The following is a 24,505-nucleotide window of genomic DNA, read 5'->3' as shown; positions in this document are numbered from 1 at the left end:
TCTTAGTGGTGGAACCGGCATTTACGGGGATGTGACGGAGCTGTCGCCATGAACTTCGTTTGGTCATACGCCATTGCCTGTGCGTGATCTGCCCTTGCAGGAAGAGCTCAGCTTGCCGTCTATGCTTTCAAAACATGCCAGGGCATTGCAAAGGCCGGAACGAACGAGTCGCGTCCTGCATTAAGGCCGCTTAGTATCCCAGCGCGTTGGTGAGCGGGGCGCATGGGCACGCACCTCACATCATCGCGAGCACAGGGGAGGACAGTTGTGCAACTAGAAAAAATAGTTGATACGGCCAAAAAGATGATCCGCCTGCACGGAATGCGCGCACAAGCGATCGCTCAGGAGCGTGCGGACGAAATGCGGCATCAGGGCGACAGCGCCGACTTCGAATACTGGCAGCACGTCAACGGAGTGATCTGCGAATTGCGTCGGGAGGGGGCCTCCCTCCGGCCTGGCTGATCGGCCCGAACCTACACGCCGATTGCCCAGCGGGCGGTGTGCGGGGCGGGCTGCCGATCACGCAACTCGGGTGTCGTGGTCGGCACGATGGAGAGGTACGATGCATGCTCGGCCTCTCCTTTTTCTCGCACTTGTCCCTGTATTTGCGCTGTGCGCTGTGCGTGGCGTGGCTGAACCCGTTCAGCCAGATCGCGACGAGAGCCAGCTCGCCTACCGGCTGCAGGGACATGCAGGGCCCACTGTCGTCTTCGAGTCGGGGCAGGGTTTGGGTATGGCAAGCTGGGACCGGGTGGGGCCACGTCTCGCCGCATGCGTGAGGGTCGTCGTCTACGATCGTGCCGGCGTCGGCGCTAGCCCAGCGCGGCCGAACAACCTGCCTGTGATGGCTGACAGCGTCGCCGATGATCTCGCGCGGCTTTTGCGAATGATCGGCGCTGCACCGCCCTATATCCTCGTCGGCCATTCCCTCGGCGGGCTCTACGTCCAAGCCTTCGCGCGCGGTAATCCCAAAGATGTCGCGGCGGTTGTGCTGGTGGACGCCGCGAGCCCTTTGGAACCACCGGGTGTCTTCGTCTCAACCGCGCCGCTTACACCTGGTTCGATTTCCGCCGCTGAGGAAGCCGGCGTGGCACCCAGCGAGGCGGCCCTTCTTTCGGGACCGCCCTTCCCTCCGGTCCCCCTGATCGTCCTGGCGGCAACGAATCACGACGACACGCCGCAGCGTGAGGCGCTATGGCGGCAGGTGCAGTCGCGCACGGCCGCGCTCTCCCCGAGAGGTCACCTCGAAGTCGTCAACCACAGCGGCCACTTCATCCAGGTCGATCGGCCTGACGTCGTTTACGCTGCGGTGCTGGAGGCCGCGCGGCTAAGCGGCGTCATCTTATCGGGATGCTCGGCTAGCAATCCTCAAGAGAATTGACAGCGGAAGATGCCATGGAGGCGCCTTGGCGCCATCTCACTGCCTATACCTTCTAGGCATCCCCCTCACCCTACAAAGTCTTTTCCTCCCGCCATCATCAACGCTTAGATGTTTGTCGCCAGATTCCACCTGAGCACGAGCGGCGAAGCTGGCGGCAAGGTAGCCGACGAGTTGAAGGGAATCGAGCGGCGATGACTGCTCCCGCTCCCTCAGTTGAGATCAGTGCAACATTCGACTCCAAATAACAGCGCTAACGCTTAAGGAAATCCATGATGGCAAGCCTGACCAACAAAACAGCCCTCGTCACCGGAGGTTCGCGCGGAATTGGCGCAGGAATCGCAAAACGATTGGCCGCCGACGGGGCGAGTGTCGCGATTACCTACACCAAAGGTGCTGACGCGGCTGCCTCCGTCGTGACAGAGATCGAACGCGCCGGTGGAAAGGCGATTGCGATCGAAGCGGATGCCGCCAATGCCGAGGCAGTCACGGCCGCTGTGGAAAAGACAATCGCCACCTTCGGTCGGCTGGACGTGCTCGTGAACAATGCCGGCACCGCCATTCCGAAGCCATTCGAGGAAACAAGGCTGGAGGAGCTCGATAAAGTCATCAACATCAACCTTCGCGGTACGTTCATCGCGACACAAGCCGCGTTGCGGCACATGCAGGACGGCGGCCGCATTATCATGATTGGTTCTTGCGTCGGCGAACGCATGATGACACCCGGATTGGTTGCCTACGCGGCCACGAAAGGCGCAGTGAAGATGTTCACGCAGGGGTTGGCACGAGAAATCGGCAGCCGCGGTATCACGGTCAACAATATCCAGCCGGGTCCCATTGACACGGATCTGAATCCCGCCGCGGGTGATTGGGCGGCTCCGCAATTGGCCAATACGGCGCTCAAGCGCTACGGTCACGTCGAGGATGTCGCCGCGTTGGTGGCCTTCGTTGCGGGCCCGGAAGCAGCTTATATAACCGGAGCGAATTTGACCGTGGACGGCGGCACCAACGCGTGATTCGCGCGTGCTCGTCAGTCAACTTCTGCCCATAGGACAATAAGACAAGCCACGCCCAACAGCATCTCTGGAAAGGTGTATATCATCCGACTGTGCCGGCCGCGCTCACCGAAGACGGCGTTCAGGGTTTCTGAGGCGCCGTTCAGGACTTTCGGAGCGTCGTCGGTATAACCATGCGCGATATTGATCGAGCCCTCGAGCCGCACGATACGCCGGACGCGCTCCAGATTACCGACGGCATCCTTGAGCTGGGCGATGGCGTTCAAGGTGCTGAGCTTGCAAGCCTCAACGCCCTGATCGACCGTCAGTTCCCGCCCGATGGTGCCCTTGAACAGCAAGGTTTTGCCATCGCGCCAGGGCAACTGCCCCGACGTGTAGATCATGTTACCAGCGCGAACCCATGGCTCGTATGAGGCAACAGCCGCAGGGGGCGGCGGTAGTTCCAGACCAAGTTCGGCCAGCCTTTGTTCCGCGGTGGACATGTTCGTTCCTCCTTTTTTGCGTTGGCACGCTGCAGCGTGCATCTCCTGCTTCGGACAAGATACTGCTCGGCGTCAAGATCCCCACCACGCGAACCACGCGCTTGGATGGGTGAAGTCAGCACGATTATTGCGGGAAGGGACGTGACGGCCTAAGCTACGCTGGTGGAGTTGCTCGAATGGGTCTCGCCGGTAGCAGTGGGTAAATAGACATGTTCCGCGCCGTATTTTAGGCTGCCTTCGCCGTGGCGACGGCTGCATTCGCACAAGATGCGCCTGTCTTAAAGGAACCTGGGTAGGAAAGCCTATGGCCGTCTTCGTCGGAGCCAATCCCTACAGGGTGCCAGAACATAGCGGCCCCAATTTCCCGTCGAAATCGTTGCAATTCACCTTTGTCTTTGATCATCAGGAAGGAAACCGGTTCAGCGGCCAATCGACAGCCGGAATTTTCAGGGAAACCTTGATCGGCGCGATTGGCCCAGACAATCCGGCTTTTTCCTCGATGATGATGGGGAGTATGCTTTGACCTTGCGCGATGCGAATACGATGGACCTGTGTTACCGGCACTCCAACGAATCGAGCAAAGTCGTGGCATGCTTTACTGCGACGCGGGCGAAGCAGGTAGGGCGTGTCGGCTATCGAGAGCGGGGATAGACAATGAGCCAGAAGCAGTGGAGTCGGGTTGACGACTACATCGTCGACCGCCTCGTGCCCCAGGATCAGGCGCTCGAGGACAGTCTCGCGGCGAACAAGGCCGCTGGCCTGCCCGCCATCGATGTGTCTCCAAACCAAGGAAAGCTGCTGTATCTTTTCGCCCGCATGGCCGGTGCGCGGCGCGTGCTTGAGGTCGGCACTCTCGGTGGGTATTCGACGATATGGCTCGCGCGCGCCGTGCCCTCGGATGGTCGCGTCGTAACCTTAGAGGCCGAGCCCCGGCACGCGGAAGTGGCACGCCGAAATCTCGATCGAGCAGGAGTCGCCGATCGGGTCGACATCCGCGTCGGTCCCGCGCTGGACACTCTTCCGCAGATAGAGGCGGAGGGACTTGCTCCCTTCGACCTCATCTTCATCGATGCCGACAAGCCCAATAACCCTCATTACCTTGCCTGGGCCGTCAGGCTGGCACGGCCGGGCACGGTCATCATCGGCGACAATGTTGTGCGCGACGGTGCCGTGGCCGACGTGACGAGTGCGGATCCTGGAGTCATAGGAACGCGCCAGTTCTTCGACATGATCGCCGCAGAACCTAGGCTTGATGCCACGGCGATCCAGACTGTCGGCAGCAAGGGTTGGGATGGCCTGATGCTGGCGATTGTTCGCTAATCGTCACCAGGCTTACTGTCGTGCCAAACACCCCGTAGCCGCCGTGTACGGATCGCGTCAGCCGGCGGTGGATGTCGTTACCGCCAATTGCCGGCTCTGCCCGCCCGCTTTTATGCCTCCGCTGGAGGCCATGCCGCCGCCCGCAGCCCCATTCGTCGGCGACAGGCTGTAACCCTTGGTTTCTCCAAACGGCTTGTTGCTAACGGGTCCCGCGACCGCCGCGCGTGTTGTGGCAGGCGAAACGTCAGAACCTGACGCCGCAAAGCTGGCGGCCGGAGGCGCCAGTGCAAGAGCCGCCGCGAAGACCAGACTGTGAATTGGACGCATCGAATACTCCCGTCGAATGTGAAGTGGGGTGCAACCCACAACCGCGACGTGGTGAACGGCGGAACGTATCCAATGCCGGTTTCTGTGAAGGTTTAGCGGCGAAACAATGACACTCGAAGCAACTCCACCCCCACCCAAAAGGCGAACGTTCTGAGGATTGGGTTGTTCGGGGTGTCCGCCAGGGGTATCTTGGATGCAACAAGAGGCCGAAGACTGAGGGATGACCGTGGGCAACATCGATCGCCGCCATTGGACCGTTTCGGCCAAACTGGCAAGCTCGTAACGGGAAGGCGGCGTAACTCGCTATGCTAGACGGACCTAGTACCGACTATCACATCCTGACGGCGTCGGACGTCTCGGCCTATCTCGCCAATCACAGCACGCTTGCTGAGCACCTCGGCGGGCTGCCGTCCGAATGGGCATGCCGTGATGTCGCCGACGGCAATCTCAATTCTGTTTTCCTCATCGACGGTCCTGACGGCGGCCTGTGCGTCAAGCAAGCCTTGCCCTACGTCCGCGTGGCCGGAGAAAGCTGGCCGATGGACATAAACCGCGCCTTCTTTGAATATAGCTATACGAGCCGGCTCGAACCATTCGTCGGGACCCTTTTGCCGAAAATCTACCATTTCGATGAAGTTCAATTCATCATCGTCATGGAAAAGCTCGAGCCCCACGTCATTCTGCGCAAGGCGATGATCGAGGGAATTCATCATCCTCGCGTTCCAATCGACGTCGCTGCCTTTGTTGCCGCAGCGTCGTTCTATACCTCGGACCTTGCCGCGCCGTTTGAAGTGAAGTGCGCGGATCAGGCGATCTTCTCACGCAATGTCGCTCTGCAGCGCATTTCGGTCGATCTCGTCTTCATCGATCCTTATACGAGCGCGCTTCGCAACGTGATAAGCGAGCGTCTTGTGCCCTGGGCCGCTGCATTGCGTAACGATGTCGACCTGAAGGGAGCGGTCGCGCGCGCTCGGATTGCCTATCTGACCAAGGCGCAGTCGCTCATACATGGTGATCTGCACACGGGCTCGATCTTGGCAACACAAGACGACACGCGCATCATCGACGGTGAATTCGCATGGATTGGGCCGTCCGGGTTCGATGTCGGCAATTTTATCGCCCACTACATCATGGCTTGGTACGCGGAGCCGTTTCATCCTGCGGCGCCAGAGCCTGACAGGCGCTTCCGCGATTTGGTCGCCGCCGATATCGTGATCTTCTGGCAGCGATTCGAGGCGCAATTCCTAGGACATTGGCGTGCATTCAAAGGCGAGGCGGACGGCTTTCCGGCAAGCCATTTCGGTGATGCTGCCGCATCCTCGAGACTGGAAACCCTGCGCCGGGCCTACGTGGCCGATATCTTCTCGGACGCGCTTGCTTTTCTTGCGTGCAAGATCATCCGACGAATCCTAGGCTTCGCACAGGTCGCCGATTTCCTCAGTATCGATGACCTCGAGGCACGCTCGCATGCACAAGCCGGCGCGCTTGCTTTCGCGCGTTCGCTGCTGCTCTACCCCGAGCGCTATCGCGACATTGCCGCAGTGGTCGCCGCCCTTCCCCGCTTCGAGAATGCCGGCCTCTTCCCGACGGAGACACGCCATCTTTGATGCCGAGCCCCCGTGGCGGATGCAGTGTGTCGCCACGGAGATCACTCGATGGAAAGACTAGGTTCGATCGACCCGGCCAGAGTAGCAGCCCCGCTTGGCGTTGTGGACGTGGATGTATTCCACACTGGAGTTGACAAACATCCGGGCAATGACTGGCTCGATGTTCGCCCCCTCGACAAGATCCGCGTCGAGCATCATGCCCGCGGCATCATAGGCGCGTAGCGAAAGCGCACGTCGGCGCATGACCTCCGGCACTTGATCCATTTGGTTATAAGTCTCGGTTGCACCTTCGCGCACGAAGATGGCATGCGAAGCGCGGTAAGGCGTGTCGGCGGGTTGGCAGGTGTGATTGAGCAGAAGCAACGTTTCACCTAGCTCCGCGTCGCGCATCTCGATTCGGCAAGGGAAGCCTGGAACCTCGTCGGCGACGCAGCGTCTCGCGCCGTGTTTGGCCAATTCGTCGTCAGGCAGTCCGAAGAGGTGTTGGAAAGGCTTCGGCGACAGGCCGGTGATCCGGAAGGCCATGGAAATCTCCTATTCGTGACCGCCCCTTCCTAGGAGGCTGAGCGCGACGGCCACTATCCGCTTCTTGCTGTCCAATTCGGCTGGCAAATCCCTCTCGTGTGCTCTGCCCAACTAGTCTAGTTGTCGAGTTACAAAACGGGGGTCCAAACATGCGACGCCTTTGTCTGCGGCGAAATTGCCCTGCTCGCTTTCTCCTATGCCTCGTCCTTTGTTTGGGCGCCATTTGTTACGGTCTAGTTTGGCCGGCCAGCGCCATGGCCCAAGCCGCGTTGCCGACCGCCCTGTATCCCGTCGGAATGACACAACTGGAATTCGTCGATCCGGCCGAGGGCGGCAGACCTCTAGATCTTATGATGATTTATCCGGCAGCTCCGGCGGTTGGATCTGCTTCATTCAAGGTGTTCCTCGCCACCAACTTGCACCTGCACAAGGATGCCCCGATCGTATCCGATGGCCTCAAGCGTCCGCTCGTCATGTTTTCGCATGGGGCGGGCGGTAACGGCTCAGTCTACGCCTGGTTCGGCGAATATCTTGCATCGCACGGCTATCTCGTTGCGATGGTCTATCACTATCGAGCCAATACATTTGATTCGAGCGCGCTCTATGTGCGCAACAGGATTTGGCAGCGACCGCGCGACATCAGCCTGGACATTTCTTACCTGCTCCAGAACAAGGTCTGGGGTCCGCACATCGACCCGAACCAGATTGGCGTGGCGGGACATTCGCAGGGGGGATTTACCGCACTCTGGATCGGGGGCGCCCAGGTCAATCCGGATCTATTCGTGGCGTATCAGCGCGGATGGAAGAACAACGCGATCGTGCCGGCCTATCTGCGAGACCAGATGAGCCTCGACGCGGGCCCTACCCGAGCGCTGCGCGACGATCGCGTTAAGGCAGCCTTTGCGATGGCTCCTGGCGACATCCAGGGCTTCGGCATGGATGCGGCGGGGCTCGGGCAGATGGCGATCCCGGCCTACCTCATCGTCGGAGCCGGCGACACCACGACGCCACCCGAGGACAACGCGGCCTTTGCGGCAAAGTATATTCCGCAGGCTCAGCTCGACGTGTTGCCCGGCCAGGTCAACCACGAGATTTTCGACAATGAGTGCGACCAGATTGGACGCGACAACTATCCGGAAGCCTGCAACGACGCCCCCGGCGTGGACCGGGCGAAGCTGCACGAATACATCGGCAACGCCGCGTTGAAGTTCTTCGACAGGACCCTCGGGGTGCGGCGATAGGGCGCGGAGTGATGCGTAAGTCCCCGAACCGTGCGCCCGTAGCATGTGCGGCCCACCCCCGGAATCTGTTAACCCTCATGCGCTATATGACCATCTTTATGGTCATGAGTGTGATATGGACGCGATCAGTCTGGCAGACACCATGCACATCTGAGCGAGCTCGTCGATCGGGTCGCGTTTCCGGGCGGCAGCGAAGTTCGTCGATCAACAAGCGCTGAGGATTCGCGCCGCGGATGCCCTGCACCTAGCAACAGCTTCGGAGCATGGCGCCACGGTGCATGCGCTTGATTAGCGGCTCGCAGCGGCCGGCCCAGTGCTTGGCGTGCCGACTCGGCTGCTGGTACAATCAACAGTGAGGTAGTGGCAGGATAGCAGCAAACAACCGCCGCCGATCGCCCCTCATTCCCACTCGATCGTTCCAGGTGGCTTGCTGGTGATGTCGTAGGTGACGCGGTTGATGCCGCGAACCTCGTTGACGATGCGGTTGGCGACGCGGGATAGGAAGGCCATGTCGAAGGGATAGACATCCGCGGTCATGCCATCGGTGCTTGTCACGGCGCGCAGGGCGCAGGCCAGGTCGTAGGTGCGGCCATCGCCCATTACGCCGACACTGCGCACAGGGAGCAGCACGGCGAAGGCCTGCCAGATCGCGTCGTATAGCTTCGCTGTCCGCAGCTCCTCGAGGAAGATCGCATCCGCCCGGCGGAGGAGGTCGAGCTTCTCGGCGGACAGCGCGCCAGGGATGCGGATGGCGAGACCAGGGCCCGGGAATGGGTGGCGGCCGATAAGGGAGGGCGGCAGGCCGAGTTCCAGACCGAGTTTCCGCACCTCATCCTTGAAGAGTTCCCGCAGTGGTTCGACCAGTTTCATCCGCATGCGCGCCGGCAAGCCACCAACATTGTGGTGCGATTTGATGGTGACCGAAGGTCCACCCGTGAAGCTCACGCTCTCAATTACATCCGGGTAGAGCGTGCCTTGTGCGAGGAAGTCGGCGCCACCGAGTTTGACCGCTTCCTCCTCGAAGACATCGATGAAGAGGCCGCCAATGGTCTTGCGCTTAAGCTCCGGATCCGAGACGCCCTCTAGCGCGCTGAGGAACATTTCAGAGGCGTCGCGGTGAACAAGGGTGATGTTGAAGCGGTCACGGAAGACCTGCACCACCTCATCGGCCTCGCCCTGCCGCAACAGGCCGTGGTCGACGAAGATGCAGGTGAGCTGATCACCGATCGCCTCGTGAATGAGCGCCGCCGCGACCGCCGAATCGACGCCGCCGGAGAGGCCACAGATCACCCGCCCCTGCCCCACCTGCGCCCGGATCTTGGCAATCTCGCTCTGGCGAAAACCGGCCATCGTCCAGTCGCCGGCGCAGCCCGCGACGTGGTGCGTGAAGTGGCGAAGGATCGCCGCGCCATGTGGTGTATGCGCGACCTCGACGTGGAACTGTACGCCGTAGAAACGCCGCTCATCATCGGCGATCACCGCGAAGGGCGAGCCCTCGCTGGCCGCCACGGCCCGGAAGCCCGGCGGCAGGGCGGTGACGCGATCGCCATGGCTCATCCAAACCTGTTCGCGCGCGCCCGGCGCCCAGCCATCCGTGATGCCATCGAACAGCGCGCAGGGCTCGGTCACCTCGACAAAGGCGCGGCCGAATTCGCGGTGGTCATGCCCTTCGACCAGGCCGCCGAGCTGCAGGCACATCGCCTGTTGCCCGTAGCAGATACCGAGCACAGGAACGCCGAGGGTAAAGACAACCTCGGGAACGCGCGGGGAGACCTCCTCGGTGACGCTCGCCGGGCCGCCCGACAGGATAATGGCGCGCGGCGCAAATTCGCGGATGCGGGCTTCGCTCGCGCTGAACGGCCAAATCTCGGAATACACGCCGCTTTCGCGTACCCGGCGGGCGATGAGCTGCGTGAATTGGCTCCCGAAGTCCAGGATGAGGACGCGGTCAGCGTGAAGGGCGGCGGTGATCTGCTCCATGGCGCGATATGCCGTGCGGTCGGCCGCCTGACAAGCCGGGCTGCGGAAACGCAGCCGCGCGGAAGGTTTAAGCCTGAGCCTCGGCCAGGATCTCGATAGGGTCCCAGCGATAAGCGGTCTGCGGCTGGGCAACGCCACCCACGCCGACCTGACCCTCCATCATCCGAACCCCGCCGAGGCGCTCGTAGAACCACCGATTCGGGTTTTCGCTTAGTACCCAGACGAAGGCACTGCGGCAGCCGGCCGCTTTCAACGCCGCGCCCGCGCTCTGGATTAGACGGCGGCCGATCCCGCGCTCGCGCCAGTCGTCCAGCACATAGAGCGTCTCGATTTCGCCCTCGGCGGCCACGGCGCGAGAAATGCGCCGAGCCGTGACGAAGCCCACCACTAGGCCAGAGACCGGGGCGCCGCTGCGCGCCTCGGCCACCCGCACGATCTGCCCGTCACCGATGAGGCGGCCGTAATAGCCAGCCTGGCGAGGGATGGAGAGACCGGTCAGCGAGTGATTGGGCAAGATCCCGGCATAGGCGCTGCGCCAGGATGCGACATGAACGCCAGCGATCGCCGTGGCATCAGAAGGAACAGCCGCGCGGATAGCGACGAGGTCGGTTTCCGGCGCGCCGGTCATCGCCGCTCCAAAACGGCGGCGAAGAAGCCATCGGTTCCATCCCGCGCCGGGCTCAGCCGGAGCTGGCCATCCCGCATCCTCACGCCCTCGACCCCCGGATCCAGGGGGGTGAAGTCGGGGTTGGCGGCAAGGAAGGCTTTCACCTGGTCCTCATTCTCCGGCGGCAGCAGCGAGCAAGTAGCGTAGATCAGCCAGCCCCCTTTGCGAACCAGCCGAGACGCATCCTGCAATATGGCGGCCTGCTTCACCACTAATTCCGCGAGATCCCGCTCGGTCAGTCGAAGACGGGCGTCTGGATTGCGGCGCCAGGTGCCGGTGCCGGTGCAGGGTGCGTCCACCAGCACGCGATCCGCGCTTTCCCGCCGCCGCTTGGCCCATTTGTCGCCATCCACCAACTGGTGCTGCTCCACATTGTGGACGCCGGCGCGGCGCAAGCGGCGAACCGCACTGGTCAGACGCGGTGCCGAGGTATCGCAGGCGGTGATCTGGCCGCGATTGTCCATTGTCATGGCGAGCGCGAGCGTTTTGCCGCCAGCACCCGCGCAGTAGTCGATCACCCGCATTCCCGGTTTTGCAGAGGCCAGGAGCGCCACGATCTGGCTGCCCTCATCCTGGATCTCAACCAATCCGGCGCGGAAAGCGTCACCCGTCACGACCGGCTTGCGGCCTTCGATGCGCAAGCCCCAGGGGCTCAGTGGCGTCTCTCTTGCCTCGATACCTTCGGCGGCAAGAGCCACCAGCGCGGCGGCCCGATCGCCCTTGAGCAGGTTAACCCGAAGGTCGAGCGGCGCCGGTGCCAGAAGGCCGCCGACCTCGCGCTCGGTCTCGGCGCCGAAGCGGGCTTTGAAGAGCGGCAGCACCCAGTCGGGTATCTCCAGGCGCACGGCATCCGGCATCGCGGGATGGCCGAGATTATGGCCCTCAAGTCGTCGCAGGATCTCGAATTCCTCGGGCAAAAGCTCCGCGGGGGCATAGCGTCCGCCGGAATAGCGGGCGGCAACCTTGCCTGCCGGATCACCGTTCAGCACCGCCATGGCGCCAATCATCAGGCGAGGAGTCGCCTCGCCTTGGGCGCGTTCGACCCACCAGGCGAGGCGGCGCTGGTGGCGAAGAACGGCCCAGCTTTGCTCAGAAATCGCCTTGCGATCACTGCTGCCAATGAAGCGTCGGGCGCGGAAGAAGTCGTTGGCGACGGCATCAGCTGGCTTGCGCGGCGCCGCCGCGATCGCCTCCAGAAGCTCGATCGCGCCGGCGAGGCGGGCATTGGGGGTCAAAGCAGATTCCTGTCCCCCCTCCCTGGGAGGGAGGGGCCGGGGTTGGGTGGCCGCGTCCATCAGACTAGAGCGGATAGGTCCCTCATGAACCCATCCGGAGTGGGTTACGTCATGAACCCACCCCCGGCCCCTCCCTTTTAGGAAGGGGAGAAGCCAGCCGGCCCTCAGTCCTGGCGATAGTTCGGAGCCTCGCGGGTAATCGCGACGTCGTGCACATGGCTCTCACGCAGGCCGGCGCCGGTGACGCGGCGGAAACGTGCGCTGCGCTGCAATTCGGCGACGTCAGGGCTGCCGGCGTAGCCCATGCCGGCGCGCAAACCGCCGACCAGCTGGTGCACCACGGCCGAAACCGGACCCTTGTAGCCAACGCGGCCTTCGATCCCCTCGGGCACGAGCTTGAGCTGATCCTTGATGTCCTGCTGGAAATAGCGGTCGGCCGAGCCCCGCGCCATGGCGCCGAGGCTGCCCATGCCACGATAGGATTTGTAGCTGCGGCCCTGATACAGGAAGACCTCGCCCGGCGCCTCGTCCGTGCCGGCCAGAAGGCTGCCGACCATGACCGCATTGGCGCCCGCCGCGATGGCCTTCACCAGATCGCCGGAGGTACGGATGCCGCCATCAGCAATGGCGGGCACGCCCATCGCACGGCAGGCGGCGGCGCATTCGAGCACGGCGGAGAATTGCGGCACGCCGACGCCCGCGACCACGCGAGTCGTGCAAATGCTACCGGGCCCGATGCCGATCTTCACCGCATCCGCGCCAGAGTCAATCAGCGCCTCGGCGCCATCCGGCGTCGCGATATTGCCAGCGGCAACCTCGACCGCGTTGGACAGCTGCTTGATGCGCTCGATCGCCCGCATCACGCCCGCCGAATGACCGTGCGCGGTATCGACCACGATGACATCGACCCCGGCGGCGATCAGCGCCGCCGCCCGCTTCTCGCCATCCTCGCCGACGCCGGTGGCGGCCGCGACCCGCAAGCGACCGAGATCATCCTTGTTGGCGAGCGGATAGGCTTCCGCCTTGTCCATATCCTTGACGGTGATCAATCCGACGCAGCGATAGGCGTCATCAACCACCAGCAGTTTCTCGATGCGATGCTTATGCAGCAGGCCACGCGCCTCGTCAGGGTTCACGCCTTCCTGCACTGTCACGAGCCGGTCATGGGTCATGAGGGAGGCGACGAGTTCGCCTGGATCAGTGGCGAAACGCACGTCCCGGTTGGTGAGAATGCCGACCAGCTTGCGGGTGGACCGCTCGACGACGGGGATGCCGCTGATGCGGTGCGCGGCCATCAGCTTGCGGGCATCGGCGAGAGTTTCGTCCGGGTGGATCGTCAGCGGATCGACCACCATGCCGGATTCGAAGCGCTTGACGCGGCGGACCTGCGCCGCCTGCTCCTCGATATTGAGATTCTTGTGGATCACCCCGATGCCGCCAAGCTGGGCCATGGCGATCGCCATGCCGCCCTCCGTCACCGTGTCCATTGCCGCCGCGATAAGCGGGATGTTCAGGCCGATGCCACGGGTAAACCTCGCGCGCGTCGATACGCTGCTCGGCAAAACCTGCGAGTAATTAGGCACCAGCAGCACATCGTCAAAGGCGAGCGCCTCCTCGATCGGAGGCCGCGTGATCACCCCCCGAGGAAGGTCGAGCGCCTTTTCCATCGAATTTTCGGGAGAGAGGTCATCTTCAAGTGCCATGGCGTACACGTCCTGCGGAGCCTTGGCGCCCCCGCTTACGCTCGCGCAGGTTACAGATCAAGGAAGCGAACGCGACCCTGCCGTGCTTACGCCGCCATCCAACGGGCCACTCACAGTACTTCCAGGGTCTCCCCGCGCCAGATCGAAGCGAAGTCGGATCATGCGCGTGCTGGCGATCGGCCGGCCATCGACCTCCGCCGGCCGGAAGCGCCAGCTCCAGGCCCATTGCCGCGCGGCCTCGTCAAGTTCCGTGCTGCCACTGCTTCGAGCCAGCTGGGCCGCAGTCACCTCCCCTTGCGGACCGATCGACAGGGCAAGCGTAACCATGCCCTGGTCGCCACGACGTGCGGCATCCGCGGGGTAATCCTGGACCGCAAGCATCTCGGGCACCGCTGAACGAAAATCGAGCGCTGCTACCAGCCGATGCGGCGGATGCCGGACTGAGGGAAAGGTCGCCCAGACCGCGACGGCCGCCAGCACCATTGTCGCGGCGCCGATCATCACGCCGTAGCCAACCCCGCCGAATACGTCGCGCCGCCGTCGCCGCACGAAGTCCGCCGCATCTTGCAAGCGGAGTTGCTCGGCATAGGCGAGCTGAGAGCGTAGCGCATCGACCTGCGAGGTCAGCCGGCCGACCATCGCCGGCGCCGCCCCCGGGCCACCGAGAGAACTGGCATGATCGAGTTCCTCGGACGAGACCATGCCACTGATATGGACGAGGCGACGGAACGTCTCCTTCAAGCCGCCGCCCGTGACAGCGCTTTCCCTCGCCCGCCGCCGGATGCGGCTGAGGGCGGATAGAGCAACGCCATCCTGCTCATCGATGGTGAGTGCCAGGATGTCGGACATGATTTTGACCGCTCGCGGGTCGATCGTATCAATGTCCATGCGACAACTCCCTTGACGCGCTTTCCACTAGGCTCGTGGCGAATAGTCGTGGATCGCTGCGGCACGGGTCCTCCGGCCGATCATTTGGCTGAACAGTCGGCTCATCGAATCGGCCCCTCGGTGGTGCGTTACACAAGGGCCATTATTTTCAATACGTCTTAACAACAAATTAAGCCCGGCGTCGCATAACGCCGCAATGAAGCCAGCGAAGATCACATCATGGCTGGCGCGGCTGGCGCTGCTCCTCGTTCTCACGACAATCGGGCTTCCGAGCGCCGCACTCGCCAGTTCAGATTCTGCGGGCAAGGCTAAAGTCGCGGCCTGGCAGCACGCCTTCGCCGCCGGGAAAGATGCAGAGGCTGTGAGAGCCTTGACCGGTGCGGCTGGAAGCGGCGACCCCCGCGCCGCACTCGATCTCGGTATCGCCTACGATACTGGGCATGGCGTCGGACAGGATTCCGCTCAGGCGCTGGCCTGGTTCGAGATCGCCGCACAACTGGGCAGTGCAGACGCCAGCTACTGGGTGGGCGCCATGTATGAGATTGGTCGTGGCGTTGCCGCCGACCATTCCGTCGCCGCAGGCTATTACGCGCGCGCTGCCGCATTGGGAAATAAACTGGCTCAGTATCGATTGGGGCTGCTCTACAAAGCCGGAGACGGCGTGCCGCGAGACCAGCGGCTAGCCAGTCTTCTCCTCCGGCAGGCGGCGAACGACGGTGCGGAGCCGGCACGGCTTGATCTGGCGAGCAAAGCGAAACCGGGCGGCGCATCACGTACTGTGAGCCCGGCCGCCTTCGTCCGCGCCCAACGGTCTCTCCTCACCCGCATGCCTGGGGAAGCGGCGCAGGCGGCGGCGGTTTTTCGGCAGGCCGCTCAAGCCGGCGATCCGCTCGCCGCCTACGACCTTGGCTATTGCTACGAGACCGGCATCGGCCTTCCGCCAGATCCTGAGGCTGCGATACGCTGGTATGGCCAGGCGGCCCGGACCACCAAGGACAAGCGACTGCTTGGCTTGGCGGCGATCGCGCTCGCGGCTGTCGCGCGGCGTCTTGGCGGTTAATCCAGCGGTTCGACCAAAGGCGTTCCGCGCGAAATGTACGCCCGCAGAAAGACGAAGAGGCCGTCTCGGCGCGAGCATATGGGCAATTGCCCACGCGCGCCCGCCATTTGCCGCGAGCAAACCCTAACGCCGCCTCCATCCGTGTGGTGGCGCGGGGAAGACGACGAGGTCGCCCGGCTTGATCGTCGCGCCGTTGGCAGCCCGCACCACCGAGAAGGGCGGCGCCGTAAATCCGCGATAGACCCGCGCATAAAGGGATCTCAAGCTATCGCCGGAAGTGGCCGAGAGAACCATCGGTGGGGCGGCAGTAGCTCGCGACATCTTCCTCGCGAAATCCACGCCACGAGAAGTTTTCCCAGGAGCAGGCGCCGCGACCGAAGTCGGAAGAGCCCGCTTGGTCCCCTGGCGGCCCGGCGGCCCGCGTAAGGCCGCTAGAGTGAACGGCTCGCTGATGAGGTCACTTGCGGATTTACGGGAGAAAGCCGCGGGTTCGGTAAGACCCAGCATGGAGCTATCAACTTCATGAGCGCCTTTGTTCTGAGACACGACGCCATCATGGCGCAACCACGGCAAGCCTGGCGGTAGCACGGGGAGATGCGTGGCCCGGTCAGCAGCCGGGCGTTCGAGTTCAGCTCGCTCCGTCCGGAAACGCAGGACTTCCTCTTCTCGCACGAGGACCCCGAACCGCCGCTGGAAAGCGCGCGCCGCCAGGACAAGGCGGCTGAGGTTGCGGATTGCGCGGGTCCGCCGCATCGACCAGGCGCGCATCGCCGGCGCGGGGATGCAAATCGTCGTGAATGCGTCGGACGAAGGAGAGGCGGCAGTCAACACCAGGAGCGCTATCGTCGGTTCCGGCGCCAAGGTGACTTCAAGCAGCGGAGGTGGCCCCCCGGCCGATCGGAGACCATGCCACGCCGCCGCGCCGAGCCCGAGGGCGGCTACGCTAATCGTCAGCGCGACCATCATGAGCAGGAAGGGAGTGAAGCGGCATTCGATTTCACTGGATATCGAGTCGCGAAGCCGCTCCGCCCATCGCCGCGAGCGGAGCAGTGCGACCGCCGCATTGTCGATCGCGCGCGGGTTGCCTTCGGCGAATCTCAAAGCGCGTTGAGCGGCAGCGGCCGGCGGAGGCTCAGCCGAACCGAGATCTCCCCAGATGCGGGCGAAATGTCGCGCCGCTTCGTCAGGCGGAAGTGGCTGGAGGCCAATAATGACGCTGCCTTGCAGGGTTTCGAGCCCCAGAATGCTGATCCAGGTCCAGCACTCCGGCAGTCCGGCGAGAAGAAAGCGCAGGCGGCGGTCGCGCTCGAGCGCGATGGTTACGACCCGTTCCAGAGTCTTCAGGCCGTCGCGTCCGATCGCCTCGAGATGGTCGATCATTACCACCAAGGACGCGGCCGCACCGCAGGCCGATCGCCGTGCCTGAATCTTTGCATCGAGCGGATCGATGGACTCTCGGGCCGCGTCGAGTTGAACGATGGCGAATCCCCGCGCCGTGAGTTCGATGAGTATCGCGCGCATCGCCAGGCTTTTGCCAATGCCAGCCGCGCCGCAGAGCAAGCACACGGCACGTTCGCGAGCTAGCGCCTCGACAGCCGCCTTGCAGGCGCGACGGTGGCTGAAAGCTAAGCGCTCGGGCCAGTCCTGAAACCGGCTGCGCAACCTACGAAGGGTGAGGCTCACGATCCCGCAAGCTTGCACACAAACCCCTGAGGGAAGGCTTAAGCAGTGAACAAGTCTCCTGCGAACTACACCACTAGTTCTTTTGCACTGTTATGACATAAACCCGCACACAAGAACGGCGAGTCCCTATGCCGCGCCCCGTGGCCGCGAAGCCTACTCCGCTCTCCGCCCGCCCGGCGGCCTTCGTTACCGGTTCGATTATGCGGCATGTCGTCGTCATGGCAACGACGGGCGCGGTCGGCCTTGTAGCGGTCTTCGCGGTCGATCTCCTCAACCTCTTCTACCTCTCTCGGCTGGGCACCAAGCCGGTCGCCGCCGCGATCGGATTCGCGGGCACGATCGGCTTCTTCCAGATCTCGACCAGCATCGGCATGACGATCGGCATCGGGGCCGTGGTCTCGGCCGCGATCGGGGCAGGCGACATGGCCCGGGCGCGCCGGATCGCGACCCATAGCCTGATCACCATGGTGGCGGTGGCCTTCGTTCTCGGCATCGCGACGGCGCTGGCGCGCTGGCCGCTATTGCGGCTGCTGCATGCGGAGGGGGAGACCGCCAGGCTCTCGGCGGTCTTTCTTGTCATCACCTCGCCCTCGGCCGCGCTGATCGCGGTCGGCATGGGATCGGCGGCTCTGCTGAGGGCCTCGGGCGCTGCAAGGCGAGCGATGAACGTAACGCTCTATGCCGCCTTCGCGGTCGCGGCACTCGATCCGTTGTTCATTTTCGGCCTTCATCTCGGGCTTGTGGGAGCCTCGATCAGCACTGTGCTTTCGCGCTTCATTCTGGCGGGGCTCGGCCTGCGTTACGTGCTCAAAGGCGATTTGCTGGGGCGTCCGTCGCGCCCCGCCTACCTCAGCGACCTACTGAAGGTCGGCCGCATCGCTGGACCCGCGATCCTCACAAATATCGCAACGCCGGTGAGCGGTGCCTTCGTGACCCATGCCATGGCCCAGTTCGGCAACGCTGCGGTGGCGGGCCAGGCGACGATCGATCGTATCACGCCGGTGGCCTTCGGCGTGATCTACGCGCTGACGGGGGCGGTGGGCGCGATCGTGGCGCAGAACCTCGGGGCCGGGCGGCCGGACCGCGTGCGTGAGACGATCCGGTCGAGCCTGCTGTTCATGGTGCTCGCGGTGCTGATGGCCTGGGCGATTCTGGCGGCCGTGCAGGAGCCGCTTATCCGCGGCTTCTCCGCCACCGGCACGACGGCCATGCTGGTCGCGCTGTTCTGCAGTTGGACAGCTTCCGGCTTTTTGTTTATCGGCGCGCTATTTGTCGCGAATGCGGCGTTCAACAATCTCGGCCGGCCGGCCTTGGCGACGGTCTTTAATTGGGGCCGAGCGACACTCGGCACCATTCCCTTCGTCTGGATCGGCGAGCGTTACGGCCCCGGCGGCGTTTTGGTCGGGCAGGCGGCGGGATCGGTGGTATTCGGGATCGCGGCGGTGGTGACGGCTTTCGCGGTGACGCGCCGCCTGGTCGCCGCGTCACCGCCGCGCGGGCCGCAGATCATCCCAATTGCCACCGCCCGAGGCGCCATGGCGGATTACATCAGCAGTAAGGACGAATAGCCGCGCGCCACGGTGCAATGACTGCACGACGCGTCGATTCACTTGGAAAATTTATTCGGGTTGTAGTGCTTGCCATACATAAGCCGGTGGTGACGCTTGTGCGTTTTGACATAGGGCGTCCCGGAAATAGACGGCTGTCCTGCCGCGTTGACCGGCGTGCCGGTACTCTGGGCGTCGACGGCCGTGATCAGTGCCGGGGACAGGCATAGGCTAGACGCCAGAGCAATAACGATACGGCTGATACGCATGAGTAGAGCTCCTCCCGTGGTTGATGCTTTGAAGCAGTCTACACCCGGCCGAAGCCGGGCCTGCGACCAAAGACAAAACAAACTTCGAAAAGCAGCGCCCGCTACCGCTCTTCCAAGGCGAGACGGACCCCAAGCGCGATATAGATCGTGCCGACAGCGCGTCCCTGCCAGCGGCCAATCCGGCTGTGCCGGCGGAGCCATCGGCTTACCGAACCAGCCGCCAGAGCGATGAGTGAAGTGTAGCCAGCGCTCATGGCAACGAAGATCAGTCCGAGGACGGCGAACTGCGAAACCACGAAGCCATGATCAGGGTGCACAAACTGCGGCAGAAAAGCCAAAAAGAATATCGCGGTCTTCGGGTTGAGAACCTCTGCCAGGATTGCTTGCCTAAAAGCCCGACCCGCGTCGATACGCCGCGTGGGAGCGAGCTGGAGATCATGACCCTTTTCGATGATGGCTCTTATACCGAGAAAGATGAGGTACACGGCGCCGACGTATTTCACGACACTGAACGCGATCGCCGAGGTCATCAGCACGGCTGAGAGACCGAAGGTTGCCATGGTGGCGTGAATAAGATCCCCGAAAGCGATGCCGAACCCCGTTGCCACCCCGACACGACGGCCACCCGTCGTCGCTCGCGCGAGAGTGAGCAGGACGGCCGGACCCGGAATCAGGAATAGACCGAGCACGACGGCTGCGAAGGTCAATAGGGTTTCAACATCCATCAACTCGGTCCTTCCAGAACGTCTGACTACAAAGCGACGCGCCGCCGGGCTAGGTCAAGACATCCACATCCGGCTCGGCGTTCGAACAAGCCCTCAATCCGCGATAGCCTCATCAAGGTGACGATTGTCTTTGGCGGAAACGACTGAGATTGTGCCGCTCGGGCATCGACCTCCTTGCTCGGCGAACTGTGGCCGCCATATCCGTTTTCCAGGTGATCGGTCGCCCGGATGACAGCCTGCGGTAGTGGCGCTACCCTTCCGCAAAACATTGGTGGGGCGGATGCGCTTGTGGTTGGGGGTCGTGCTCGTTTCCGTGCTTGGCGGTCCCGCCTATGCCGATAACGCGAAATGCTGGGGCGACGGAGTAGATGAGCCGGGGCGCCCTGACATCTCCTGCACCGAGCTGACGGAGGGACTGCTGGTCGGCCTGGAGGGAGCAACGAAGGCCGAGGTGCTGCGAGAGATGAACGCGCCGGGAATGCCGGATAACGGTGGAGTCCTTCATTTCGTGAGTAACTATGCCTGGAGGCAGCGTTCGGGCGTTGGTGTTGTTGACTTCCATTTCGGGCCCGATGGAAAGGTCGAGGTTATCAACGCCACCGTGGATGCATCATCCGGCAAGAAGGGTATGAGGTTCGTGTGGAACGCCACCCTCGGAAGCTGTTCCGACTTCTCCGGCAGCATCCAGCGCTGCGACAACCACGAAGGCGCGCCCCGGTCGCTCCAATCTGTAGCCTCCCAGGCACCGATCGGCGGAGGCGCCTGGAGTTGGTTGCCGAGTTGGTTGTTCCCACGCTGAATAGCATTTCATATCCGCCCGAAGCCGCGGGCGCCGCGTTCACGCTGCATCGTGATCCACACCGCATGCGTGCCTGAGGCGGTCGCTGGCGGGGATCGGGTGCTCGCCAAATCACTCGTAAGCGAATACGCCGTCGGTGAGATCGATGGCGGGAAACTGATCCTTCTCCGTCCAATAGTCCTGGGTATGCTGCCACTCAGGCTTATCGCCTCTTTTCGGCAATAGGTGGAGGCCACGGAGTAGATAGCCGGGATTGAAATTCTCCGGGTCGATCCAGGGCAACAAAGGCATGCCCTTGTCCTGCGGCCGAAGGGTCGGCCTCACCTGGGTGGCACCCGTTGCCTTCATGTGGTTGAGCAGACGGCACACGAAATCGGCGACCAAATCCACCCGCAACGTCCATCCGGCCCGGAAATAGCCGAAGACCCAGGCCATGTTCGGCACGCCCGTGAACATCATGCCGCGATAGGTGACGGTGTCGGCGAAGACAAGAGGTTCACCGTCAATGGAAAACTCGATGTCGCCGAGCGCGTTGAGATGGAGGCCTGTCGCGGTGACGATGATATCCGCATCGAGACGCTTGCCGGATTTCAGGAGAATGCCGGAATCGGTAAAGCGCACTATCTCGTCAGTGACAACTGACGCCCTGCCCACTCTGATACACTCCAACAGGTCGCCATCAGGGACAAAGGCGATGCGTTGGCGCCAGGGCCGATAGCTCGGAGTGAAGTGGGTCTCCACGTCGATATCTGGGCCAAGATGGGCACGAACGGCTGACAAAAGCTCCTGCTTCACGACCTCCGGCTCAGAAAATGAACGGCGCGCGAACACGGCTTGGTCGCGCAAGATCCTCTTGCGCACGATCTCGTGGATCCAGGCTTCGTCGATCTGCAATTCGCGCAATTCGTCCGCGATCGGAATCGCGTTGCGGCTCGTTCTAAAATAGGTCGGCGAGCGCTGCAGCATCGTGACGTGGCCGCAATCATCGGCGATCGCCGGGATGAGCGTTGCAGCGGTCGCGCCCGAGCCAATGACGACAACATTCTTGCCCGCATAGTCGAGCTGTTTCGGCCAGGTCTGCGGATGGACGATCTGGCCCTTGAAGCTGTGCATCCCCTCCCACTCGGGCGTGTAGCCCTTGACGTGCCGGTAATAGCCCTGGCACATCCAGAGGAAGTTGGCGGTGAACCGGGCAGTTTCGCCAGTCGCGGTCCGGATCGCCTCGAGTGCCCAGCGTTTCTCATCGCTCGACCAGCGTGCGGAAGTGATCCGGTGCCGATAGCGAATTCGCGGACCAAGCTCGTTGTCGTCGATGACCTCACCCAGGTAGCTCAGGATCTCGGCGGCGGTGGCGATCGGGGCGCTCGTCCAAGGCTTGAACCGGTAGCCGAAGGTATAGAGGTCCGTGTCGGAACGGATGCCGGGATAGTGATGTGTGAGCCAGGTGCCGCCGAAGCTTTCCTGGGTTTCGAGGATGACGAAGGTGGTGCCTGGGCACTGCTTGGTGAGATGATAAGCGCCCCCCAGGCCGGAAATCCCTGCGCCAGCGATCAGCACGTCAAAGTGCTCGGCGCTCTCGTTTGATGTTTCGGTGGAACTTCTCGTTTCGGTCATCGGTTTCGATCCTCTCCGCTCGGGTCCTATTTGCGGCCGGAAGAACAGGCGTTTTGGACCTCTATTGGCATAGTTATTGCAATAACAAAAAATTCATTGCGCCGTAGGAGGGATACCGATGCCACCAGACCATCGCGAGGTACCGACCTTCGTCATTACCGGAGCCCACCCAAAGCTTTATAACCACGATCTAGCTCCGACCAAACCCGAGGAGCGGACCTGGGGCGTCTTCAGCCTTTTTGCGATGTGGATGTCCGATGTCCATTCCGTCGGAGGCTATACCTTCGCGGCGAGCCTGTTTTTTCTGGGCCTGACAGGCTGGCAGGTTCTCATCTCGATGCTCGTCGGCATCATGATCGTCTACTTCCTGATGAATCTGATCGGCCGGCCGTCGCTGCGCTACGGCATTCCCTATCCGGTTGTTGCCCGCATCTCGTTCGGTGTGATGGGTGCCAACCTCGCGGCCGTCGTGCGCGGGATCGTCGGGATAGTTTGGTATGGCGTTCAGACTTACTTCGCGTCCAAGGCGGTGCAGGTTCTGGTAATCACCCTCGCGCCCTCCACCGTGTCGCTCACCCATAACAGTGTCCTGGGCCTCTCGACGCTTGCCTGGGCCAGCTTCATCTTCATGTGGCTTTTCCAGCTCGTCATCTTCCTGAGCGGCATGGAGCGCATCCGCAAATTCATCGATTTCTGCGGCCCGGTTGTCTACGTGGTTATGTTCGCCTTGGCGATCTGGATCCTCTGGCATGCCGGCTTCTCCAGCTTGGCGCTACAGCTCAGCCCTCCGGCGGCATCGACAACGGCGACGATCGGCGTGATGGCGAACGCGGCAATGTTGATCGTGGCTTATTTCGCGGCGCTCTTGTTGAACTTCGGTGACTTCGCCCGATTCGGGAAGAACGAGTCCGCCATGAAAAAGGGCAACTTTCTCGGGCTTCCGGTCAATTTCCTGGTGTTCTCGATCATCACCGTGATCGTTACGGCCGGCACGCTGAAAGTATTTGGGACCGCCATCATGGATCCCGTTCTGATCGTGCAAAAGATCGGCAATCCGATCGTCGTTATTCTCGGTTCCGTGACCTTTATCGTCGCGACGATGGGCATCAATATCGTCGCCAACTTCGTTTCCCCCGCCTACGACATTTCTAATCTATATCCGCAGCGCATCAATTTCCGCCTCGGCGGCCTGATCACCTCGATCCTGTCCGTGCTTGTCTGCCCGTGGTTGTTCGTCGCGAGCCCCCAGGCGATCACGCTGTTCGTCAGCATCTTCGGCGCCGTGCTTGGGCCGATGTTCGGCATTATCGTCTCTGACTACTATCTGGTGAAGCGACAGACCCTCATCGTCGAGGACCTCTATACGATGTCGTCCGGCGGCTCCTTCCACTACGACGGTGGCTGGAACCGCAAGGCGGTCATCGCGCTGGCTCTGGCGGGAGCGCTTTCGATCGGCTTGTCGCTACTCGGCGCTTATAAGGTGATATTCAACGTCGGCGACTGGGGCTGGCTCATAGGAGCCTCCGCTGGGGCACTCATCTATGTCGCGCTCGCCGGCCAACGCAGCGCGATACGCACTGCTCCGGCTGGAGGGTGAACCTTCGATCGCCGCTTGAGGCTCGAAGCCGCCGGTCCACTCCGGCGGCTGGCTCCCGTCTCGCCCCCGGGATTGACCTCGATCAGGAGGGGATAACGCCTCCGCCGGTCTTGTCGACGACACCGGAACCCGACGCGCCGCGCTCGAATTCACGCAGCGCCTCCTCCGTTGTGCGGGTCGCCCAGCGGATGGAAAACAGGCCCGCGACAAAGCCCACCGCGAGCCCGACGAAAAGGGCTAGCGCGACGATCATCCGACACCCCCCAAGTAGCCGGGTCGTGCTATCCCGGCCTCCACGTGCACGCACAGGTTGTTTACACAACCAAGAGGGGATTCTCCACGACTATCTCTCGCGGCCTCGGCTTGTGAGGGAGCGTCGTCGCTCGGCGCCATCGCCCGGCTGTCGCTTAAGGTCGCTGCGCTGCCGGAATTAAGGCCGAGGAGCCTCGCGGGCGCCCTATCCAAAGCTTTCTCGTCAATACAGGTCAGACAAGCTGCGGCTTCTTATGAAGCCGTTGAGCAGCCATATGCAAAGCTGCACAACATCCAGCGCGATCCGATTTCCCATGAGCACTACGACCCAGCCCACCGGGCCAGATATCTGGCGCCTCGTCCATGAGGAGGGCGCCTCGATGAAGAAGGCCGCCTATGTCCTGGGCCTATCGCTCGGCCGCGCCTACGAGCTCCTCGCCGAGGAGTGTTCGCGGCGCGAGACCGCGGCGCATCGTCACGCAGCCAGTTCATCGATCACGCCGCTCAAGAAGTAGCCAGGCTGAGAGTCAAGGCCTGAACCATTGGCTAGCTGTTGAGGCCAGACTCAGCCTCCGGCACGGCACATAGCG

The 24,505-nt window shown here is 62.7% G+C and carries 25 protein-coding genes; 12 read left to right on the top strand and 13 right to left on the bottom strand.

The window, feature by feature from the left end; translation table 11 throughout:
- The first annotated feature begins 267 nt into the window (after positions 1-267).
- The 3 genes from GSQ92_RS19885 (at position 268) to GSQ92_RS19875 (ending at position 2,394) form a co-directional block, all read left to right on the top strand.
- Entirely contained in the window at positions 268-462 is a 195-nt protein-coding gene (locus tag GSQ92_RS19885) for a hypothetical protein (protein ID WP_158804577.1), read from the top strand.
- 166 nt (positions 463-628) lie between these two features.
- Positions 629-1,381: an alpha/beta fold hydrolase gene (locus tag GSQ92_RS19880; RefSeq protein ID WP_216850365.1), complete on the top strand. Its 753-nt coding sequence runs from the start codon at positions 629-631 to the stop codon at positions 1,379-1,381.
- Positions 1,382-1,653: 272 nt separating this feature from the next.
- Positions 1,654-2,394, top strand: coding sequence for a 3-oxoacyl-ACP reductase family protein (locus GSQ92_RS19875; protein WP_158804859.1), 741 nt, complete (start codon positions 1,654-1,656; stop codon positions 2,392-2,394).
- Positions 2,395-2,408: 14 nt separating this feature from the next.
- Here the strand turns inward: GSQ92_RS19875 and GSQ92_RS19870 are convergent, their stop codons facing one another.
- Positions 2,409-2,876: a RidA family protein gene (locus GSQ92_RS19870; RefSeq protein ID WP_158804579.1), complete on the bottom strand. Its 468-nt coding sequence runs from the start codon at positions 2,874-2,876 to the stop codon at positions 2,409-2,411.
- 304 nt (positions 2,877-3,180) lie between these two features.
- Here GSQ92_RS19870 and GSQ92_RS19865 point away from each other — a divergent pair, with 304 nt between their 5' ends.
- Together GSQ92_RS19865 and GSQ92_RS19860 are read left to right on the top strand one after the other, a co-directional pair.
- Positions 3,181-3,399, top strand: a complete 219-nt coding sequence (locus tag GSQ92_RS19865) for a hypothetical protein (protein ID WP_158804580.1) — start codon at positions 3,181-3,183, stop codon at positions 3,397-3,399.
- Between the two features lie 131 nt (positions 3,400-3,530).
- Complete coding sequence (locus tag GSQ92_RS19860) at positions 3,531-4,196, top strand: O-methyltransferase (RefSeq protein ID WP_158804581.1); 666 nt, start codon at positions 3,531-3,533, stop codon at positions 4,194-4,196.
- A 57-nt stretch (positions 4,197-4,253) separates the two neighbouring features.
- On the opposite strand, the gene GSQ92_RS19855 is transcribed toward GSQ92_RS19860, so the two are convergent.
- Positions 4,254-4,523: a hypothetical protein gene (locus tag GSQ92_RS19855; protein WP_158804582.1), complete on the bottom strand. Its 270-nt coding sequence runs from the start codon at positions 4,521-4,523 to the stop codon at positions 4,254-4,256.
- A gap of 305 nt (positions 4,524-4,828) precedes the next feature.
- Between GSQ92_RS19855 and mtnK the strand changes: the two genes are divergently transcribed.
- A complete protein-coding gene (gene mtnK / locus GSQ92_RS19850; RefSeq protein WP_158804583.1) occupies positions 4,829-6,130 on the top strand; it encodes an S-methyl-5-thioribose kinase in 1,302 nt (433 codons plus the stop codon).
- Positions 6,131-6,187: 57 nt separating this feature from the next.
- Here mtnK and GSQ92_RS19845 read toward each other — a convergent pair whose 3' ends face one another.
- Positions 6,188-6,655: a DUF1203 domain-containing protein gene (locus tag GSQ92_RS19845; RefSeq protein WP_158804584.1), complete on the bottom strand. Its 468-nt coding sequence runs from the start codon at positions 6,653-6,655 to the stop codon at positions 6,188-6,190.
- A 254-nt stretch (positions 6,656-6,909) separates the two neighbouring features.
- Between GSQ92_RS19845 and GSQ92_RS19840 the strand changes: the two genes are divergently transcribed.
- Entirely contained in the window at positions 6,910-7,896 is a 987-nt protein-coding gene (locus GSQ92_RS19840) for a lipoprotein signal peptide (protein WP_158804585.1), read from the top strand.
- 399 nt (positions 7,897-8,295) lie between these two features.
- Here GSQ92_RS19840 and guaA read toward each other — a convergent pair whose 3' ends face one another.
- The 5 genes from guaA to GSQ92_RS19810 all read right to left on the bottom strand — a co-directional run bounded on the left by guaA (position 8,296) and on the right by GSQ92_RS19810 (position 14,369).
- Entirely contained in the window at positions 8,296-9,876 is a 1,581-nt protein-coding gene (gene guaA / locus GSQ92_RS19830; RefSeq protein ID WP_158804586.1) for a glutamine-hydrolyzing GMP synthase, read from the bottom strand.
- Positions 9,877-9,943: 67 nt separating this feature from the next.
- Positions 9,944-10,504: a GNAT family N-acetyltransferase gene (locus tag GSQ92_RS19825; protein ID WP_158804587.1), complete on the bottom strand. Its 561-nt coding sequence runs from the start codon at positions 10,502-10,504 to the stop codon at positions 9,944-9,946.
- Entirely contained in the window at positions 10,501-11,778 is a 1,278-nt protein-coding gene (locus tag GSQ92_RS19820) for an RsmB/NOP family class I SAM-dependent RNA methyltransferase (RefSeq protein ID WP_158804588.1), read from the bottom strand. Before GSQ92_RS19820 ends, GSQ92_RS19825 begins: the two co-directional genes overlap by 4 nt.
- 164 nt (positions 11,779-11,942) lie before the next feature.
- Positions 11,943-13,445, bottom strand: a complete 1,503-nt coding sequence (gene guaB, locus GSQ92_RS19815; RefSeq protein WP_158804860.1) for an IMP dehydrogenase — start codon at positions 13,443-13,445, stop codon at positions 11,943-11,945.
- A gap of 93 nt (positions 13,446-13,538) precedes the next feature.
- Positions 13,539-14,369: an energy transducer TonB gene (locus GSQ92_RS19810; protein WP_158804589.1), complete on the bottom strand. Its 831-nt coding sequence runs from the start codon at positions 14,367-14,369 to the stop codon at positions 13,539-13,541.
- 196 nt (positions 14,370-14,565) lie between these two features.
- On the opposite strand from GSQ92_RS19810, the gene GSQ92_RS19805 reads away from it, so the two are divergent.
- Entirely contained in the window at positions 14,566-15,429 is an 864-nt protein-coding gene (locus GSQ92_RS19805; protein WP_158804590.1) for a tetratricopeptide repeat protein, read from the top strand.
- A 123-nt stretch (positions 15,430-15,552) separates the two neighbouring features.
- On the opposite strand, the gene GSQ92_RS19800 is transcribed toward GSQ92_RS19805, so the two are convergent.
- Positions 15,553-17,112, bottom strand: a complete 1,560-nt coding sequence (locus GSQ92_RS19800; RefSeq protein ID WP_158804591.1) for an AAA family ATPase — start codon at positions 17,110-17,112, stop codon at positions 15,553-15,555.
- Between the two features lie 128 nt (positions 17,113-17,240).
- Here GSQ92_RS19800 and GSQ92_RS19795 point away from each other — a divergent pair, with 128 nt between their 5' ends.
- A complete protein-coding gene (locus GSQ92_RS19795) occupies positions 17,241-18,680 on the top strand; it encodes an MATE family efflux transporter (protein ID WP_159013867.1) in 1,440 nt (479 codons plus the stop codon).
- A gap of 38 nt (positions 18,681-18,718) precedes the next feature.
- On the opposite strand, the gene GSQ92_RS19790 is transcribed toward GSQ92_RS19795, so the two are convergent.
- Both GSQ92_RS19790 and GSQ92_RS19785 read right to left on the bottom strand, forming a co-directional pair.
- A complete protein-coding gene (locus GSQ92_RS19790) occupies positions 18,719-18,928 on the bottom strand; it encodes a hypothetical protein (protein WP_158804593.1) in 210 nt (69 codons plus the stop codon).
- 101 nt (positions 18,929-19,029) lie between these two features.
- Complete coding sequence (locus GSQ92_RS19785; RefSeq protein WP_158804594.1) at positions 19,030-19,653, bottom strand: LysE family translocator; 624 nt, start codon at positions 19,651-19,653, stop codon at positions 19,030-19,032.
- 292 nt (positions 19,654-19,945) lie between these two features.
- On the opposite strand from GSQ92_RS19785, the gene GSQ92_RS19780 reads away from it, so the two are divergent.
- Positions 19,946-20,452: a hypothetical protein gene (locus tag GSQ92_RS19780; RefSeq protein ID WP_159013866.1), complete on the top strand. Its 507-nt coding sequence runs from the start codon at positions 19,946-19,948 to the stop codon at positions 20,450-20,452.
- 111 nt (positions 20,453-20,563) lie between these two features.
- On the opposite strand, the gene GSQ92_RS19775 is transcribed toward GSQ92_RS19780, so the two are convergent.
- Positions 20,564-22,066: an NAD(P)/FAD-dependent oxidoreductase gene (locus tag GSQ92_RS19775; protein ID WP_159013865.1), complete on the bottom strand. Its 1,503-nt coding sequence runs from the start codon at positions 22,064-22,066 to the stop codon at positions 20,564-20,566.
- 118 nt (positions 22,067-22,184) lie between these two features.
- Between GSQ92_RS19775 and GSQ92_RS19770 the strand changes: the two genes are divergently transcribed.
- Positions 22,185-23,663, top strand: coding sequence for an NCS1 family nucleobase:cation symporter-1 (locus GSQ92_RS19770; protein ID WP_158804597.1), 1,479 nt, complete (start codon positions 22,185-22,187; stop codon positions 23,661-23,663).
- A gap of 82 nt (positions 23,664-23,745) precedes the next feature.
- Here the strand turns inward: GSQ92_RS19770 and GSQ92_RS19765 are convergent, their stop codons facing one another.
- Positions 23,746-23,916 carry a hypothetical protein gene (locus tag GSQ92_RS19765; RefSeq protein ID WP_158804598.1) on the bottom strand — a complete coding sequence of 57 codons (171 nt, stop codon included), beginning with the start codon at positions 23,914-23,916 and terminating at the stop codon, positions 23,746-23,748.
- Positions 23,917-24,229: 313 nt separating this feature from the next.
- On the opposite strand from GSQ92_RS19765, the gene GSQ92_RS19760 reads away from it, so the two are divergent.
- Entirely contained in the window at positions 24,230-24,430 is a 201-nt protein-coding gene (locus tag GSQ92_RS19760; protein WP_159013864.1) for a hypothetical protein, read from the top strand.
- Positions 24,431-24,505 lie beyond the last annotated feature (75 nt).

Origin of the sequence: Acidisoma sp. S159 (assembly GCF_009766125.1) — a bacterium.
Taxonomy (GTDB): domain Bacteria; phylum Pseudomonadota; class Alphaproteobacteria; order Acetobacterales; family Acetobacteraceae; genus Acidisoma.
This window is presented reverse-complemented; position numbering and strand designations above follow the sequence as displayed.